This is a genomic window from Ornithinibacillus halophilus (assembly GCF_900129485.1).
In the GTDB taxonomy this organism is placed as follows: Bacteria; Bacillota; Bacilli; order Bacillales; family Amphibacillaceae; genus Ornithinibacillus; species Ornithinibacillus halophilus.
In genome coordinates this window covers 1-15,097 of the sequence record NZ_FQVW01000039.1, presented here as the reverse complement: position 1 = coordinate 15,097, position 15,097 = coordinate 1, and the positions used below count along the sequence as shown (strand labels likewise).

Sequence of the window (15,097 nt, the reverse complement as noted above, 5' to 3'; positions counted from 1 at the left end):
ATTTTTGCCTAGGAAAAAATGGAAAATATACAGGATATGGAATTACTTCTTTTTAAAACAATAAAAAAACCATATAACCTAATTTTGGTTGTATGGTTTGGGTAATTAATAACTCTATTCTTCCATTACTTTTTGATAGAATTGGTACGTTTCATTAAGCATCTTCGTAAATGTGAATTCTTCTTCGTACTTACTTCGTCCCATAGTTCCCATTTGCTCACGTAATTCCTGATTCTTTAATAAACTTTCCAGGCACTCTTTTAACTGAATATCATTTCCTTTTTCAATAAGAAATCCTGTTTGTGAGTCACTAACCAATTCACGTACCCCACCAACATTGGATGCAATGACTGGGAGTCTACTTCGCATGGCTTCAATAATACTGAGTGGCAATCCTTCAAATTCAGAGATTAATACAAATAATTGGGATTTCGCTAATAGTTCGGGCACATCCTCTCTCGCCCCGTAAAAATGAACCTTGTCAGTTAGACCGAGTTCATTTACAAGTTGGTGATTTTCCTGCAGGAGTGGACCATCCCCGATTAACTCTAATTTCCATGGAAGATGTTTTATTCGATGTAGCACTCGAATTAAGGTGACATGATCTTTCGGGTAGGCAAAGCGAGCGACCATTGTAATGATTGGTGGATCTATTCGAGGTGTACTTCTCAACATTGGTGCGGTGTCTGGTACTCCATTATGAACTACTTTTAATTTGGAAGGAGCAATGATTTTATTGTTAACAGCAAGATGGTAATCATATTCAGAAACCGTAATCACCCCTTGCGACATTCTCCCAGCCATACGTTCAATTGACTTATAAATTAACCGTTTCTTATTAGAGACTCCATCTGTAAAAGACCATCCATGAGCTGTAAATACAGTTGGAATCTTGTTACGCTTTCCTGCAAGCCTTCCAAGTATTCCTGCCTTTGAAGAATGAACAGCCATTAAATCAGGTCGAATCTTTTTTAATAATTTCTGTAACTCTAGGTAAGCAAGTAAATCTCGATACGGATTAATCCCCACCACTAGATTATTAATCTCATAATAAGGAATATCCTTTTCTGCTAATTCTTCGGTTAACGAACTCCTGCCCCTTGAAACTACAACAACATCATGCCCTCTCTCTTTTAAATGAATAGCCAAATCTCGAACATGTACCTGCGCACCACCCAACACATCCATCCGCGTAACAAACTGAACAATCTTCATCAAACCATTCCCCATCATAATTGTTACTAAATCATACTCAATGAAATAAGAATGGTGACAGAGGTTGAGGAGTGAGTTGGGGTGATTTGTTTGCTTGAGGGGCGTGGTTGGGGAGCGAGTTTTGGCCTGGGACGAGCGAGTTTTGGTGCTTGGGGAGCGTATTCTGCCCAGGGACGAGCGAGTTTTGATGATTGGGGAGCGTATTTTGCCCAGGGGCGAGCGAGTTTTGATGCTTGGGGAGCATATTCTGACCGGGGGCGAGCGAGTTTTGGTGCTTGGGGAGCGTATTTTACCCAGGGGCGAGCGAGTTTGACTGCTTGGGGAGCGACTTTTGGAGCGAGCGAGTTTGCTTACTTGGGGAGCATTTTCTGCCCGGAGGCGAGCGAGGCTGACTACTTTGGGAGCGAATTCCAACCCGGGGCGAGCGAGTTTCAGCCCTGAGGAGCGAATTCCACCCCGAGCCAAGCGAGATTCACCCCAAGTGGAGCGATTTCCAACCCAGGGCGAGCGAGATTCAACCCAAGAGGAGCGAATTACAACCCAGGGCGAGCGAGAATCAACCCAAGTGGAGCGAACTCCACCCCAAGTCGAGCGTCTTTCACCTAGCAAGGAGCAAGTCCCCGGAACCCCCTCCTTCTTACGAACAAAATTCCACCCCCGAACCTTCAACAGTCCAAGGGTGCTCCACTAATTTTCTTCATTTAAATATGCTTTGTTAGCATAAAAATACATCCATGCCATAAATCCACCACCACCGATGAGGTTTCCAATTGTTACTGGAATAAGGTTGTGTATGACTCCACTCATTGTAACTGAGTTAGGATCATTAATTACGTAGGATACAGCGAAGGTACACATATTGGCAATGCTGTGCTCATAACCAGAGATGAAAAAACAAAAGACTAAGAACATCATCAAAAATATTTTCGTACCGTCTCCTTTGACCCCCATTGGTAGGAAGAAGGCTAAGCAGACGAGCCAATTACAGAGGATTGCTCGGAAAAATAGTTCTACCGTAGAAAGTTGTGTTTTTGTTAATGCGATTGATATTAATAAACTATTGGTGGATTCATCTTGAAAAAGACCAGTTAATGCAATTAATATTGCAAAGAAAACAGCACCAATCATGTTGCCAACATAACTGTAAGCCCACATTTTCCCGACAATTTTCCATTGCATCTTTTTTCGTAATGCGGCAAATGTGTAGTAAAAAGTATCCCCTGTAAATAAATCTCCCCCACCGTAAGCAATTAATATAATTGCTACACCAAAAGTAGCTGCTGCAAGAGGAAGGGCCCACGGTGACTGTTCCAGAAAAAATATATTTCCCGTACGAAAGGCAACAGTAACTCCAAACCCAATAAACATACTTGCTAGTACTGCGCGTAATAAATAAATCAATGAACTACTATTGAAAGTATCGCGGCGTGATAATGCTAATTTTTCTATCGCAAGGAGTGGTTTTGCTTCCATGTCATTCACCACACTAACTAGTTGTTTGGTTTCACCTCATCAAAATGTGGAGCCAATATTTTCTTTAACACATTGGCACTATTAGCAAATTTCTCTTTTTCTTCTTCATTCAAATCAAGCTCCATTAATTCGCGTATCCCATTCCGATTAATGACTGCCGGTACACCGATATATACATTGTCCTGGCCATACAAACCATCGACATGCGCAGAAACAGTTAAGATCGAATTCTCATTAGAAAAAATCGCCTTTGTAATTCTAACTAAGCCCATGGCAATTCCGTAGTAAGTAGCCCCTTTGCTTTTAATGATTTCATATGCCGCATCACGAACACGGATAAAAATATCATCTAAATCTTCTTTTTTATATTTTTCATGTCGTTCGATGAATTTCATAATAGGGATCGTTCCTATATAAGCCGAACTATACACAGGCAGCTCACTATCTCCGTGTTCACCAATGATATATGCATGAACATTTTTCGGAGCAACATTAAAATAATCCCCTAGCAAATAACGGAAACGCGCCGTGTCCAAAATAGTTCCAGAACCAATGACACGCTCTTTTGGTAGCCCACTAAACTTCCATGTTGCATACGTTAAAATATCTACAGGATTTGTAGCAACTAAGAAGATTCCATCAAATCCACTAGCCATTACTTCCCCAACAATTTCTTTGAAAATCTTAAGGTTTTTCTCCACCAAGTCCAGGCGCGTTTCACCTGGCTTTTGATTCGCCCCAGCACAAATCACAACTAAATCCACATTCGTACAGTCTTGGTAAGTTCCAAATTTGATTAGGGTTGGATTAGCCGTAAACGCCTTTCCATGATTTAAGTCAATCACATCACCTTGTGCTTTTTCTTGATTTAAATCGATCATGATTAACTCATTAGCAATTCCTTGGTTCATTAACGCAAAAGCATAACTAGAACCTACAAGTCCTGTTCCGATTAACGCTACTCTACTTAAACGATCGCTTCCATTACCCCTCATACTTATCTAACTCCTTATATCTAGGTTTAAAAATAGCCATAATACTATGTTTTGCCTTAACCGATTTACTATTCATAAATGGCGTACAAGCCTTTAATGGCATAAAAAAGAGAAGCCAAGTGCACTCCTCTTATTAATCCAACCTATTTATTTGATTTGTTAAACTTCACTGTAATTTTACACTTTCCCATCACTTAAAAAAGACCACCGTTATGATGGTCCTTTTCCATTAGCTTAAATTTTCTTTAATAAATTGCAATGCTTCTTCAACATGGCCTGCTACTTTAACTTTACGATATTCTTTTTGTAGCACTCCATCTTTATCAATAATAAACGTGGAACGTTCGATTCCCATATATTCTTTTCCGAAGTTCTTCTTCAACTTCCACACACCATAATCTTCTGCTACCTTATGTTCCTCATCAGCTAGCAGTAAAAACGGCAAGTCATGTTTATCAATAAATTTTTGATGACGTTCCACTGGGTCAGGGCTTACTCCGATGATCACTGCATCCAGTTCACCAAAGCTTTCATGGTTATCACGGAAATCACACGCCTCTGTTGTACACCCTGGTGTCATGTCTTTTGGATAAAAATATAAGACAACATGTTTTCCTTTAAAATTAGAAAGGCTAACTTCCTTTCCTTCTTGATTTGGTAGTGTAAAACTTGGTGCTTGTTTACCAACTTCAATCGTCATTCTATTCCCTCCAACTATTCATTCTACTTCTACTATAACATTTGCGATTTTTGCTAGCTAATAATTACGTCGACGTCCCCTCGTATTTTGAACAAGAACTAACACAAAAGCAGTTGGTAAAACATAGCCAATAAGTGCTTGAATTAAAGCAATCAATCTCCCTATACCTATTGGGGTAATATCACCATATCCAATCGTCAATAACGTTACCCCACTAAAATACATCGAATGAATAATAGAGCCAACAACATTGACATCTCTCAGTTCCCCATTTTCTACTAAAATAATCCCTTCAAATGATAGAATTAAATAAATCAGACCAAATCCAATAATAATAATAACGTAAGTAACCAAGAGGGTGTAGAAGATTTCGATAGAGAAGTAACTGCCTCTCATTTCCTCTCCTAAATTCCCCATCCCTTTATTGATGAAGCTAGCAATTGACCGCAGAAGGATAAATGAAATAAAAAAAATAAATACCCATGCAATAATGCTCATGTAATCTCCTCATTTTTTTGATGTTATTACATCTATATGCAGTAATTTCAATATGCTTGTCTTTTTATTTTTTTTAAATATCATGTAGAATGTTATGTGGTTAGAAGGAATTATTATGGTAGGAGGAGTAACATGAATTTTTCTAAATCAGAAGCATTACATAAAGAAGCTTTGGAACATATCGTCGGAGGGGTAAACTCCCCATCTAGAGCATATAAAGCCGTTGGCGGAGGCTCACCAGTCTACATGGAACGTGGAAAAGGAGCATATTTCTGGGATGTCGACGGCAATAAATATATCGATTATTTAGCTGCATACGGCCCAATTATTACTGGTCATGCTCATCCACACATCGCAGAGGCTATAACAGAAGCTGCAAATAATGGCGTATTATATGGGACACCAACACCCTTAGAAAACCAATTTGCAAAAATGCTAAAAGAAGCCATTCCATCATTGGAAAAAGTACGCTTCACCAATTCAGGTACAGAAGCCGTGATGACAACAATCCGTGTTGCACGTGCATTCACCGGACGTACAAAAGTAATTAAATTCGCCGGCAGTTACCACGGCCATTTTGATGCCGTATTAGTTCAAGCAGGATCAGGCCCATCCACCTTAGGAACTCCAGACTCAGCCGGTATTCCAAAATCGGTGGCAGAAGACGTAATCACGGTACCATTCAATGATATCGATGCCTATAAACATGCATTAGATACATGGGGCGACCAAGTTGCAGCAGTATTAGTAGAACCAATCGTAGGTAACTTCGGTATCGTTGAACCACATGACGGATTTTTACAAGCAGTAAATGACTTAACCCATGATGCAGGCGCATTAGTTATTTATGATGAAGTTATCACCGCTTTCCGTTTCACATACGGAAGTGCACAACAAGTGTACGGCATCGAACCAGACATGACAGCAATGGGTAAAATCATTGGAGGAGGACTACCAATCGGGGCCTATGGTGGCAGAAAAGACATTATGGAACAAGTCGCACCACTCGGCCCAGCCTACCAAGCAGGAACAATGGCAGGAAACCCAGCATCGATGGCAGCAGGAATCGCCTGCTTAGAAGTCCTTGGCCAAGAAGGAGTCTATGAAAAACTAGATCAATTAGGCGAACGCCTAGAAAAAGGAATCCTAGCGAAAGCTGAAGATCATGGTGTAGACATCTCCGTTAACCGCTTAAAAGGCGCATTAACTGTTTACTTCGGTAGCGAAGCAAAAGTAACTAACTATGCACAAGCAGAAGCAAGTGACGGAGAAGCATTCGGTAAATTCTTCAAACTAATGCTTCATCAAGGCATCAACCTTGCACCATCAAAATACGAAGCATGGTTCCTAACGACCGAACACACTGAAGAAGACATTGACTACACAATAGATGCAGTAGGAAAAGCATTTGCACAGATGTAAGGTGTAGGTTGGCTTGCGGGGGACCTTGGGGTGGAGCGGATTTTCCTTGGGGTGGAGCGAGTTCTTGCCTGGGGCGAGCATTTTCACCTCGGCGTGGAGCGAGTTCTTGACCAGGCGAGCATTTTCTCCTTGGCGTGGAGCGAATTCACCTTAGTGGGGAGCGAATTCTTACCCATGGCGAGCATTTTCACCTTGGGGAGGAGCGAATTCACCTTAGTGGGGAGCGAGTTCTTACCCGGGGCGAGCACTTTATCCTTGGGGTGGAGCGAATTCTCCTTAATGGGGAGCGAGTTCTTACCTGGGGCGAGCACTTTATCCTTGGGGGGGAGCGAATTCTCCTTAGTGGGGAGCGAATTCACCTTAGCGGGGAGCGAGTTCTTACCCGGGGCGAGCGTATTCACCTTGGAGTGGAGCGAATTCACCTTAGCGGGGATCTTGTCCGGGGCGAGCATTTTCTCCTTGGGGCGGAGCGAATTCACCTTAGTGGGGAGCGAGTTCTTACCCGGGGCGAGCATTTTCTCCTTGGGGTGGAGCGAGTTGTCCTTTGTGGGGAGCGAGTTCTTGACCAGGGCGAGCACATTTACCTTAGTGGGGAGCGAGTTCTTGACCGGGGCGAGCATTTTCACCTTGGCATGGAGCGAATTCTTGACCAGGGCGAGCATTTTCACCTGGTAGACGAGCGAGTTCACCTTAATGAGGATCACACTAAACGCTACGGCCAGCGAACACACCACTCCCCCAAACCCAACCAACCCAAAAACCCCCAACTCCATTCGGAGCTGGGGGTTTTCATTAACTAATCATTTAAATGTTGTACTTGATATAAGTCGTAATAACTTCCTTTTTTCTTCATTAACTCATCATGGGATCCCACTTCTGTGATTTCCCCATTTTCAACAACTACAATCCGGTCAGCATGTGTAATGGTAGCCAAACGGTGAGCCACAATAAATGTTGTTCGATCAGATGCTAATTTTTCAACTGCTTCTTGAATGGTATGTTCACTTTCTAAATCCAATGCAGACGTTGCCTCATCAAAGATCAAAATAGGTGGGTTCTTCAAGAATACCCTTGCAATCGCAATCCGCTGCTTTTGCCCACCAGATAATTTTACGCCACGTTCTCCGACTAACGTATCGTACCCTTGTGGAAGGTCTTTAATAAAATCGTGGGCATTTGCTGCTTTAGCTGCTTCCATAACTTCTTCATCTGTTGCATATGGATTTCCCATTCGGATATTAACAGCGATTGATTCACTAAATAAAATATTATCTTGGAGCACCATACCAATATTATTTCTTAACGAACGTGCCTCCACATCACGGATATCCGTTCCATCAACTTTAATCGCACCACCTGTTACATCATAAAAACGTGGCAACAAACTAATGAGCGTTGATTTTCCTCCACCACTCATCCCGACAAAAGCAATGGTTTCACCTGCAGTAACATTTAAATTAACATTTTTTAATACTTCTGCTTCATTTTCTTCATATCTAAAAGAAATATTTTCAAAATCAATTTTACCTTCAACTCGCCCTAATTCCTTTGCATCCGTTTTATCATTGATATCATATTTCTCATTCATTAACTCAAACACACGATCAATAGATGCGATGGACTGAACTAACACAGTAGATGAGTTGATCAATCGGCGCAGTGGACTATAAACCCGTTCCATATATCCGACAAAGGCAGCCATTGCCCCTAGTGACAAGCTATCATTGATAACAAAAAATCCAGCAAATGCAATAACTAATAATGGTGCTAAATCAGTAATTGTGTTGGTTACAGCAAAAGTTTTCGCATTCCAACTTGTATGCTCTAGCGCCTTATTAAGAAATTTCCCATTACGTTTCTCAAATTGGTCCTGCTCATAATCCTCTAAGGCAAAACTTCGAGTAACCGGAATACCCTGAACCCGCTCATGCAAGTGCCCTTGTACTTCAGCTAGAGCTTGAGAACGTTCCCTCGTTAATAGACGGAGCCTTCCATAGAAGTATTTGATCGAAAATCCGAAGAAAGGAAACAAAATAATTGCCACAATCGTTAACCAAAAATCCATCGTCATCATAATTCCAATTGCAATAGCAATCGTTACGACATCAAGCCACACATTCATTAAGCCAGTAATCACGAAATTTTTCGTTTGTTCGACATCATGTATTACCCGGGAAATGATTTCCCCGGTTTTTGTCTGAGAATAGTATTTTAAACTCAGTTTTTGTAGATGATCGAATAATCGATCCCTTACATCATAAAGGATTTTATTGCCCACCCATTGGGCTAAGTATTGTCGAAAATATTCGATAGGTGGTCTTAATAATAGGAAAACAATAAAGGATCCTCCCATTATCCATACAAGTTTAGAGATTTTTTCCTCATACGTTAGATTATGAACCCCTTGTGGATCAATAATGTCATCAATCACAAATTTCATGATCAAAGGAATTAATAAAGGGATAGCAAATTTAAACACACCGATTATTACCGTCAAAACGATTTTCCATTTGTACGGTGCAACAAATTTCATAAACTGCTTCACACTGCTCATATAATACATCTTCCTCTTGATTTATTAAGTAAATCTAAAAATTTTCCCTCATTAAACTAAAACTGCTGATTCTTATTTTTTCCTATCTCTTCAATAAAACAAGCAATCCTCATTAAAAAGTAAAAGCCTTGCTACAAAAGTAACAAGGTTTAAAACCGATACGTTAAAAATCGTTCATACCATTGATCAACAAATCCTGGGGAGAATGGCCCTTTTCTTTGGGTCACCCACCTCTTTAAATATTCAATGTTGTTATAAAGTATACGATCGAGGACAACTGGATAATTCATTTCTATTTTATGAATTTCATATTCATCTTCATCGAGCAAATCAAACGTCATATCTGGATAGATTTTCAAATCCAAATCATAGTCAATATATTTCAATGCTTCATCATCAAAAACAAATGGTGAACTAATATTGCAGTAATAATAGATACCATCATCTCGAAGCATCCCAATTACATTGAACCAATGTTTGGCATGAAAATAACAGATTGCCGGTTCCCTCGTGTACCAAGTGCGCCCATCACTCTCTGTTACAAGGGTTTTGTCATTTGCCCCGATCACAATCATTTCGGTACCTTTTAGTACTAGGCTGTTTTCCCACACACGATGCAAGTTGCCATCATGCTTATAGCTATGTATTTGTATTTTTGAGCCCGCCCTCGGAGCAACCATAAAGATAATCCTTTCTATATATTCCAATGTATGCATTTTACTTATTATATTCTTCTATTATAAAGGGATTGGGAAGAAATATAAAGTAATAGCGATTTTGAGAGAAATATGGAGAAATTCTGCACCATTAGAAAAGAGCTTCCTGGGAGAATAGGAAGCTCTTTTTAAATAGAAATGAGGGTAGGTAACTTATTTTTTGTTTTGCTGTGATTTCTGATTTTGCTGTCTTACTTGTTGAGCATCTGTTTCAGAAGCAAATTCAGTACCATATTGCCCTTGTCCTTGTGCAGCTTTTTGGTTCTGTTGCTTCACATGCTGAACGTTTGTTCCAGAAGAAGTTTGTTTAGGATTGTTGTTAGCCATCATTATCACCTCCACACTAGTTAATCTGTCCACTTAACCAAGAGTTATCCAACAGAATTAATTAGCAGTATATGGAAAAAATCCACCTAGGTGATCATGCTGTTATTTCAACAAATCCATCATTTTTTGGTGGGAAACTGGAAATGGATATTCATCCAGCTCCTCTATTGTTACAAAACGCAAACGGTCATTTTCCAGAACATCTTGTTTTGTTGAGGCAGCGTACACATCCAAATTCCATTTCAAATGAGAAAAAACATGTTTTACATTGCCTCTTTTTTCATCTAGGTCAATTTCAACCCCATATTCTTTACGCACCCAATTTTCAACGTGCAAAAGCTCTAAGTTGTCCACTGGAACCATCGGAAATTGCCATAAGTTAGCAAGCAAGCCTGACTCTGGCCTTTGTTCAATAATAACTTGACCTTTTTCATTTCTAACTAACAATGCCACATATCGCTTTACTTTCTGCTTTTTCTTTTTCGACTTTATAGGCAATTCTTCTTCGATTCCTTCTGCATATGCCCGGCAATGCTCTTGAACTGGACAAAACATGCACATTGGTGATTTCGGTGTACATATCGTTGCTCCTAAATCCATGATAGCTTGGTTAAAGGAGGAAGGGTCTTCTTTTGAAATAATTTCATACATATAATCTTCAAAAAGCTTTTTTACTTTAGCTTTACTAATATCCTCTTCAACCTTTAAAATTCGTGAAAACACACGCATGAAGTTTCCATCGACTGCAGGCTCGGGTTGATTATACGCAATGGAAAGAATCGCACCTCTTGTATAGGAACCGACCCCTTTTAAGGACCCTAACTCTTCTGGGTTATTTGGTACAACTCCATCATATTTCTCCACAACCTCACGAACAGCACTTTGCAAATTTCTTGCTCTCGAATAGTAGCCTAATCCTTCCCAGGTTTTAAGTACATCCTGTTCATCTGCTTCTGCTAAGTCGTAAACGGTTGGATATTTATCCATAAATTTATAAAAATAAGGAATAACGGTGTCTACTTTTGTCTGTTGGAGCATAATTTCTGAAACCCAAACCTTATATGGATCTTGGTCTTGTCTCCACGGCAAATCTCGTTTATTTTTTTCATACCAATCCAGTATATCTTCTTGAAATCGTGAAATGTTAAAAGATTGTAACGTATTTTCTGACATAAAATCACTTCCTCTATGGTACAATAAAAGCAACGGCACTGTGTCTTACCGGGCTTTTGCCTGTTGGCATGGAGCAATATTTTTAATACAATATGCATACAACACAATAATCCTCACGATTCAAACTAAAAAAGGAGGACAATCCATTAATGGACACAGGTACCCATGTTGTCATGGGCGTTGCACTTGCAGGCGTTGCTACGTTAGACCCTGTTGTGCAAAGCGATCCTACACTATTTAATGCCGTACTAGTTGGAACAATCGTAGGCTCACACGCCCCAGATTTTGATACCGTACTTAAATTTAGAAATAATGCGACCTATCTTCGGCATCATCGTGGGATTACCCATTCAATTCCAGCAATTATCTTATGGGGGATCATTATATCTAGTATCATCCATCTATTTGTTCCAAGTGTTAGTTATTTACACTTGTGGATGTGGACCTTTTTAGCCGTAATCATCCACGTATTTGTTGATCTATTCAATGCATATGGTACACAGGCATTTCGGCCATTTACGAACAAATGGATTGCACAAGGATTTATCAACACGTTTGACCCATATATTTTCACACTGCATTTAGCAGGAATTGGTGCTTGGCTGCTCGGAGCAAATCCAGGTTACACGTTCATTGTCATATACGCAGTAATTATACTATATTACATCAAACGCTACATTGACAAAAGAGAGATTGTGAAAAAGATTGAAGAATATTTTCCGGATGTGGAACAAATTGCCACCTCTCCAACATTAAAGCAAAATTACTGGCGTGTTGCCATCACAACAGAATCCCAATTTTATGTAGGCGTCGTTGAAAATGGCCATATTACAATCGTTGACGAATTCAATAAAATTCCATTACCCAATAATGAGCTAATAGATATTGCAAAAACAGATTCCAATATCGCTGCATTTCTTTCGTTTTCCCCTGTTTATCGCTGGGAAATCAATGAATTCGCAGACTATACTGAAGTACGTTTTATCGACCTTCGTTACCGTTCCAAAGAGCATTACCCATTCGTTGCCGTGGTGCAAATTAATGAAGACCACGAAATTATCAGTTCTTATACGGGATGGATATTCTCAGAACACAAACTACAAAGTAAATTATATGTTGGCGATAATCCAATTTAAAAGCACCCCTAGGTAAGGGTGCTTTTTATATGTTAACAATTACGGTGTCCATCCATAAGCAGACTTTGAGAAAACAACTTTATATTTTGGTCCTAACTCCTGCTTTACTTTTTCTGTCAATCTTTCCCCATGTTCATTATGCAGACGTTCTAACTCCAAACCATTAGGGACCCATTGTCCTTCATTTTTCCAGTCAATCCATCCCCCGTATTGTTGTACCCAATCCATCATTTCTTGTTTTAGACTTTTAGAAATGGCAATATCCTCTAAATTTAGATTCATTAAACACGAATTGCACCAAATGGGATCAGCTCCTATATCCGCTTCAACCCTTAATTCATTTGTTCCACAGCAAATCAATTTGTTTATCCCTCCTTATGCTAAATGCTATCCTTTCAAGTGGTTCCTCATTCCTCTATTCCTCCAAAAACATCCGATTTTCACTCGTTATGTATTCCTCTTTCCGTTATTCGTCTTCAAACACCATTATTTTAGTATTTTTCACCTGATAACGGAACATGGATTCATCTCATCCGATAAACTAGCCCTTTTCAAACAATTAACGGAACCAGAATCCACCAACGGAAACAAGTGGTCCCTCATTCCTCTATTCCTCCAAAAACACCCAATTTTCACTCGTTATGTAATCCTCTTTCCGTTATTCCTCTTCATACACCATTATTTTACTATTTTTGATCTGATAACGGAATGTAGATTCATCTCAACCGATAAACTAGCCCTTTTTAAGCAAATAACGGAACCAGAAACCACCAGCGAATTCAAGTGGTTCCTCATTCCTCTATTCCTCCAAAAACACCCAATTTTCACTTGTTATGTAATCCTCTTTCCGTTATTCGTCTTCAAACACCATTATTTTACTATTTTTGACCTGATAACGGAACCTAGATTCATCTCACCCGATAAACTGGCCCTTTTCAAGCAAATAACGGAACCAGAATCCACCAACAAAATCAAGTGGTTCCTCATTCCGTTATCTCCAAACCTCTACTCCATCAGCTCCCACAAGTTCGAAATTACATCCCCATCAACTGCAAAATAAACTCCGATAAACCCATAATACACATACCCACCTTTTAGCACAGTAAGTTGGACATTCGTTCCATCGGTTAAACGAATTGTTAACTCCCGATATTCCTCATCATTTCTCGATTCATTTAGTGGATCATTATGTTGATCCCGAACAATAGGTTTTGCCTCATTTAATTCCTCTAAAAAGCGATTTATCTCTGTCAGATCAGTAACCGGATGGTAATTATCAACACTATTGTTCCAATCCGTATAGGTTCTAAAATCAGCTGCTTCCACATTTCCAGTCATTTTTAATTTACCAAAAACATCCCTACCAGATTCAACTGTTATTCCATTAAGGTTCTCAAAAAACATTGCATAATTGTCTCCAGCATATGCCAAAATTCGAAAATCCTTGTCATATCCCTTTACTGAATAGACATCTGTTTTTCCAATTGATGAAGCAAATTCTTCGGCATAAGCATCTTGACTACTCCATTCAGAGATGTTTCCTTTCGTTGTTCCTAGTTTTTCATCAATTATATTCTTGGCATCTTGAGCATCAATTGTTGTTCTTTGCTGTGTATATATTTTTCCGTTGTAAACAATCAATCCAATCATATCTGCTGCATCTGTTGTTTCCTCAGGTAATTGCATTGCAGGGATTTGTACGCTACCGTCTTCCAGCATAACGGGACCAGTCGGACTTGTTGAATCTTTGGTAAACAAGTCATTCCATAAAGGGAAAAGTAAAATTACGAAGAACAGTCCAACTGCAACACCGATTCCACCTTTCGAAATTCCCTTCTTTCGTCTTTTCATTTCCAGCTTTGCTTGGGCAACCCCCTTTTTACTTCTTTCATGAAGTACTTTTGGGGCCTCAATGGAATTGACAATTTCTTTTATTTTCTTACTCATTCATCTCATCCCCTTTTAGCAATTCATCTCGTAACTTTCTAATTGCCCTGTACAAAATAGATTTTGCAGTACCTAAAGGTATCCTCAATGTCTCAGCAATTTCTTTGAACGTGTAATCATGATAAAACCTTAACAGTACAACACCTTTTTCATCTTCATTCAATCCATCAACTAAATCTTGAAGAGAAATCGACAATGGAATATCGTAATCATCTGAACTGATTACTTCCTCCATTTCATTATTAAGTTGAACAACCTTACTGCTTTTCTTAATAAGGTCCAATGAACAATTAATCGCAATTTTTAGTATCCATGTCTTAAAATAATCCGGATTTCGTAAGCTTTCGATTCTATTAAACGAACGATAGGCAGTTTCTTGTACAACATCCAGTGCATCGTTTTCATTCTTCACATAAATAAAAGCCATTCGATAAATCTCAAGTTCATACATTTGAAAAAGCTTCAGAAAAGCCTTGTCATTCCCTTTTTGAGCCTTCTTTATTAAGTTACGAATTGTCATTCACCCTCTCCACCGAACATCCTTCCATCTATTAGACTACAAGAAGTTGGTTTTGGCTTAAACAAATTTATTTTTATTATAAGAAAAGCGCAGAGCGCCCGCTTTGCGACGTACGGACTGGACTGAGGCGTAGGAGATAAAGGAAACACGACGACCAACGGGAGTCGATGTTGACTTATCGTACGGAGGCGAAGGAAGTCTCGCTAGTCGCAGGCGCTCGGAGCTAGACATCTCTGAAATTTTATACATTCTTATCTTTTAAAAAAAAGAGCAGCTTTTGCTAGCTCCTAATACTGATTATTAAAAAACTACCGTAATACAAAGAATAATATATCTCCTACTCATCAGAATTCTTACTGTTTTTCATCTCCTGTAATTCCCTGTAAATCTTATTAAGCGTACCTTCAATCGAAGTTAAAGC

General features: G+C 39.4%; 15 protein-coding genes. 2 read left to right on the top strand and 13 right to left on the bottom strand.

The genetic code is table 11. The features are described 5' to 3' along the window. Positions 1-114: 114 nt before the first annotated feature. The 5 genes from BUB12_RS13320 to BUB12_RS13295 form a co-directional block, all read right to left on the bottom strand. Positions 115-1,215 carry a glycosyltransferase family 4 protein gene (locus BUB12_RS13320; RefSeq protein ID WP_072891421.1) on the bottom strand — a complete coding sequence of 367 codons (1,101 nt, stop codon included), beginning with the start codon at positions 1,213-1,215 and terminating at the stop codon, positions 115-117. A gap of 687 nt (positions 1,216-1,902) precedes the next feature. After that, complete coding sequence (locus tag BUB12_RS13310) at positions 1,903-2,688, bottom strand: formate/nitrite transporter family protein (RefSeq protein ID WP_072891419.1); 786 nt, start codon at positions 2,686-2,688, stop codon at positions 1,903-1,905. A 17-nt stretch (positions 2,689-2,705) separates the two neighbouring features. After that, positions 2,706-3,683 carry an L-lactate dehydrogenase gene (locus BUB12_RS13305; protein ID WP_072891418.1) on the bottom strand — a complete coding sequence of 326 codons (978 nt, stop codon included), beginning with the start codon at positions 3,681-3,683 and terminating at the stop codon, positions 2,706-2,708. 229 nt (positions 3,684-3,912) lie between these two features. Next, on the bottom strand, positions 3,913-4,383 hold the full coding sequence (gene bcp / locus BUB12_RS13300) for a thioredoxin-dependent thiol peroxidase (protein ID WP_072891417.1): 471 nt from the start codon (positions 4,381-4,383) through the stop codon (positions 3,913-3,915). A 57-nt stretch (positions 4,384-4,440) separates the two neighbouring features. Next, entirely contained in the window at positions 4,441-4,881 is a 441-nt protein-coding gene (locus BUB12_RS13295; RefSeq protein WP_072891416.1) for a potassium channel family protein, read from the bottom strand. A 132-nt stretch (positions 4,882-5,013) separates the two neighbouring features. On the opposite strand from BUB12_RS13295, the gene BUB12_RS13290 reads away from it, so the two are divergent. Beyond that, the gene (locus BUB12_RS13290; protein ID WP_072891415.1) at positions 5,014-6,303 is read left to right on the top strand and encodes a glutamate-1-semialdehyde 2,1-aminomutase; all 1,290 of its coding nucleotides are present in this window, start codon (positions 5,014-5,016) and stop codon (positions 6,301-6,303) included. A gap of 83 nt (positions 6,304-6,386) precedes the next feature. Here the strand turns inward: BUB12_RS13290 and BUB12_RS13285 are convergent, their stop codons facing one another. From BUB12_RS13285 to mutY, 5 genes are all read right to left on the bottom strand, one after another. Next, positions 6,387-7,055, bottom strand: coding sequence for a leucine-rich repeat domain-containing protein (locus tag BUB12_RS13285; RefSeq protein ID WP_072891414.1), 669 nt, complete (start codon positions 7,053-7,055; stop codon positions 6,387-6,389). A 44-nt stretch (positions 7,056-7,099) separates the two neighbouring features. Further along, the gene (locus BUB12_RS13280) at positions 7,100-8,857 is read right to left on the bottom strand and encodes an ABC transporter ATP-binding protein (RefSeq protein WP_072891413.1); all 1,758 of its coding nucleotides are present in this window, start codon (positions 8,855-8,857) and stop codon (positions 7,100-7,102) included. Positions 8,858-9,006: 149 nt separating this feature from the next. Beyond that, on the bottom strand, positions 9,007-9,537 hold the full coding sequence (gene ntdP, locus BUB12_RS13275) for a nucleoside tri-diphosphate phosphatase (RefSeq protein ID WP_072891412.1): 531 nt from the start codon (positions 9,535-9,537) through the stop codon (positions 9,007-9,009). 189 nt (positions 9,538-9,726) lie between these two features. Further along, the gene (locus BUB12_RS13270; RefSeq protein WP_072891411.1) at positions 9,727-9,900 is read right to left on the bottom strand and encodes a gamma-type small acid-soluble spore protein; all 174 of its coding nucleotides are present in this window, start codon (positions 9,898-9,900) and stop codon (positions 9,727-9,729) included. A 102-nt stretch (positions 9,901-10,002) separates the two neighbouring features. Next, positions 10,003-11,073: an A/G-specific adenine glycosylase gene (mutY, locus tag BUB12_RS13265; protein ID WP_072891410.1), complete on the bottom strand. Its 1,071-nt coding sequence runs from the start codon at positions 11,071-11,073 to the stop codon at positions 10,003-10,005. A 149-nt stretch (positions 11,074-11,222) separates the two neighbouring features. Here mutY and BUB12_RS13260 point away from each other — a divergent pair, with 149 nt between their 5' ends. Then, positions 11,223-12,209 (top strand): metal-dependent hydrolase, encoded by a 987-nt coding sequence (locus tag BUB12_RS13260; RefSeq protein ID WP_072891409.1) that lies wholly within the window; start codon positions 11,223-11,225, stop codon positions 12,207-12,209. A gap of 39 nt (positions 12,210-12,248) precedes the next feature. Here the strand turns inward: BUB12_RS13260 and BUB12_RS13255 are convergent, their stop codons facing one another. The 3 genes from BUB12_RS13255 to BUB12_RS13245 form a co-directional block, all read right to left on the bottom strand. Continuing rightward, positions 12,249-12,569, bottom strand: a complete 321-nt coding sequence (locus BUB12_RS13255; RefSeq protein WP_234982714.1) for a hypothetical protein — start codon at positions 12,567-12,569, stop codon at positions 12,249-12,251. A 645-nt stretch (positions 12,570-13,214) separates the two neighbouring features. Then, entirely contained in the window at positions 13,215-14,156 is a 942-nt protein-coding gene (locus BUB12_RS13250; RefSeq protein WP_072891407.1) for a hypothetical protein, read from the bottom strand. After that, positions 14,149-14,676: a sigma-70 family RNA polymerase sigma factor gene (locus BUB12_RS13245; RefSeq protein WP_072891406.1), complete on the bottom strand. Its 528-nt coding sequence runs from the start codon at positions 14,674-14,676 to the stop codon at positions 14,149-14,151. Before BUB12_RS13245 ends, BUB12_RS13250 begins: the two co-directional genes overlap by 8 nt. Positions 14,677-15,097: the final 421 nt, after the last annotated feature.

Excerpts from the sequence above, each read along its gene's own strand:
- mutY (WP_072891410.1), bottom strand. The coding sequence starts at position 11,073 with ATGTCAGAAAATACGTTACAATCTTTTAACATTTCACGATTTCAAGAA.
- BUB12_RS13245 (WP_072891406.1), bottom strand. The coding sequence starts at position 14,676 with ATGACAATTCGTAACTTAATAAAGAAGGCTCAAAAAGGGAATGACAAG.
- BUB12_RS13290 (WP_072891415.1), top strand. The coding sequence starts at position 5,014 with ATGAATTTTTCTAAATCAGAAGCATTACATAAAGAAGCTTTGGAACAT.
- BUB12_RS13295 (WP_072891416.1), bottom strand. The coding sequence starts at position 4,881 with ATGAGCATTATTGCATGGGTATTTATTTTTTTTATTTCATTTATCCTT.
- BUB12_RS13320 (WP_072891421.1), bottom strand. The coding sequence starts at position 1,215 with ATGAAGATTGTTCAGTTTGTTACGCGGATGGATGTGTTGGGTGGTGCG.
- BUB12_RS13260 (WP_072891409.1), top strand. The coding sequence starts at position 11,223 with ATGGACACAGGTACCCATGTTGTCATGGGCGTTGCACTTGCAGGCGTT.
- ntdP (WP_072891412.1), bottom strand. The coding sequence starts at position 9,537 with ATGGTTGCTCCGAGGGCGGGCTCAAAAATACAAATACATAGCTATAAG.
- bcp (WP_072891417.1), bottom strand. The coding sequence starts at position 4,383 with ATGACGATTGAAGTTGGTAAACAAGCACCAAGTTTTACACTACCAAAT.
- BUB12_RS13280 (WP_072891413.1), bottom strand. The coding sequence starts at position 8,857 with ATGAGCAGTGTGAAGCAGTTTATGAAATTTGTTGCACCGTACAAATGG.
- BUB12_RS13310 (WP_072891419.1), bottom strand. The coding sequence starts at position 2,688 with ATGGAAGCAAAACCACTCCTTGCGATAGAAAAATTAGCATTATCACGC.
- BUB12_RS13270 (WP_072891411.1), bottom strand. The coding sequence starts at position 9,900 with ATGGCTAACAACAATCCTAAACAAACTTCTTCTGGAACAAACGTTCAG.
- BUB12_RS13250 (WP_072891407.1), bottom strand. The coding sequence starts at position 14,156 with ATGAGTAAGAAAATAAAAGAAATTGTCAATTCCATTGAGGCCCCAAAA.
- BUB12_RS13305 (WP_072891418.1), bottom strand. The coding sequence starts at position 3,683 with ATGAGGGGTAATGGAAGCGATCGTTTAAGTAGAGTAGCGTTAATCGGA.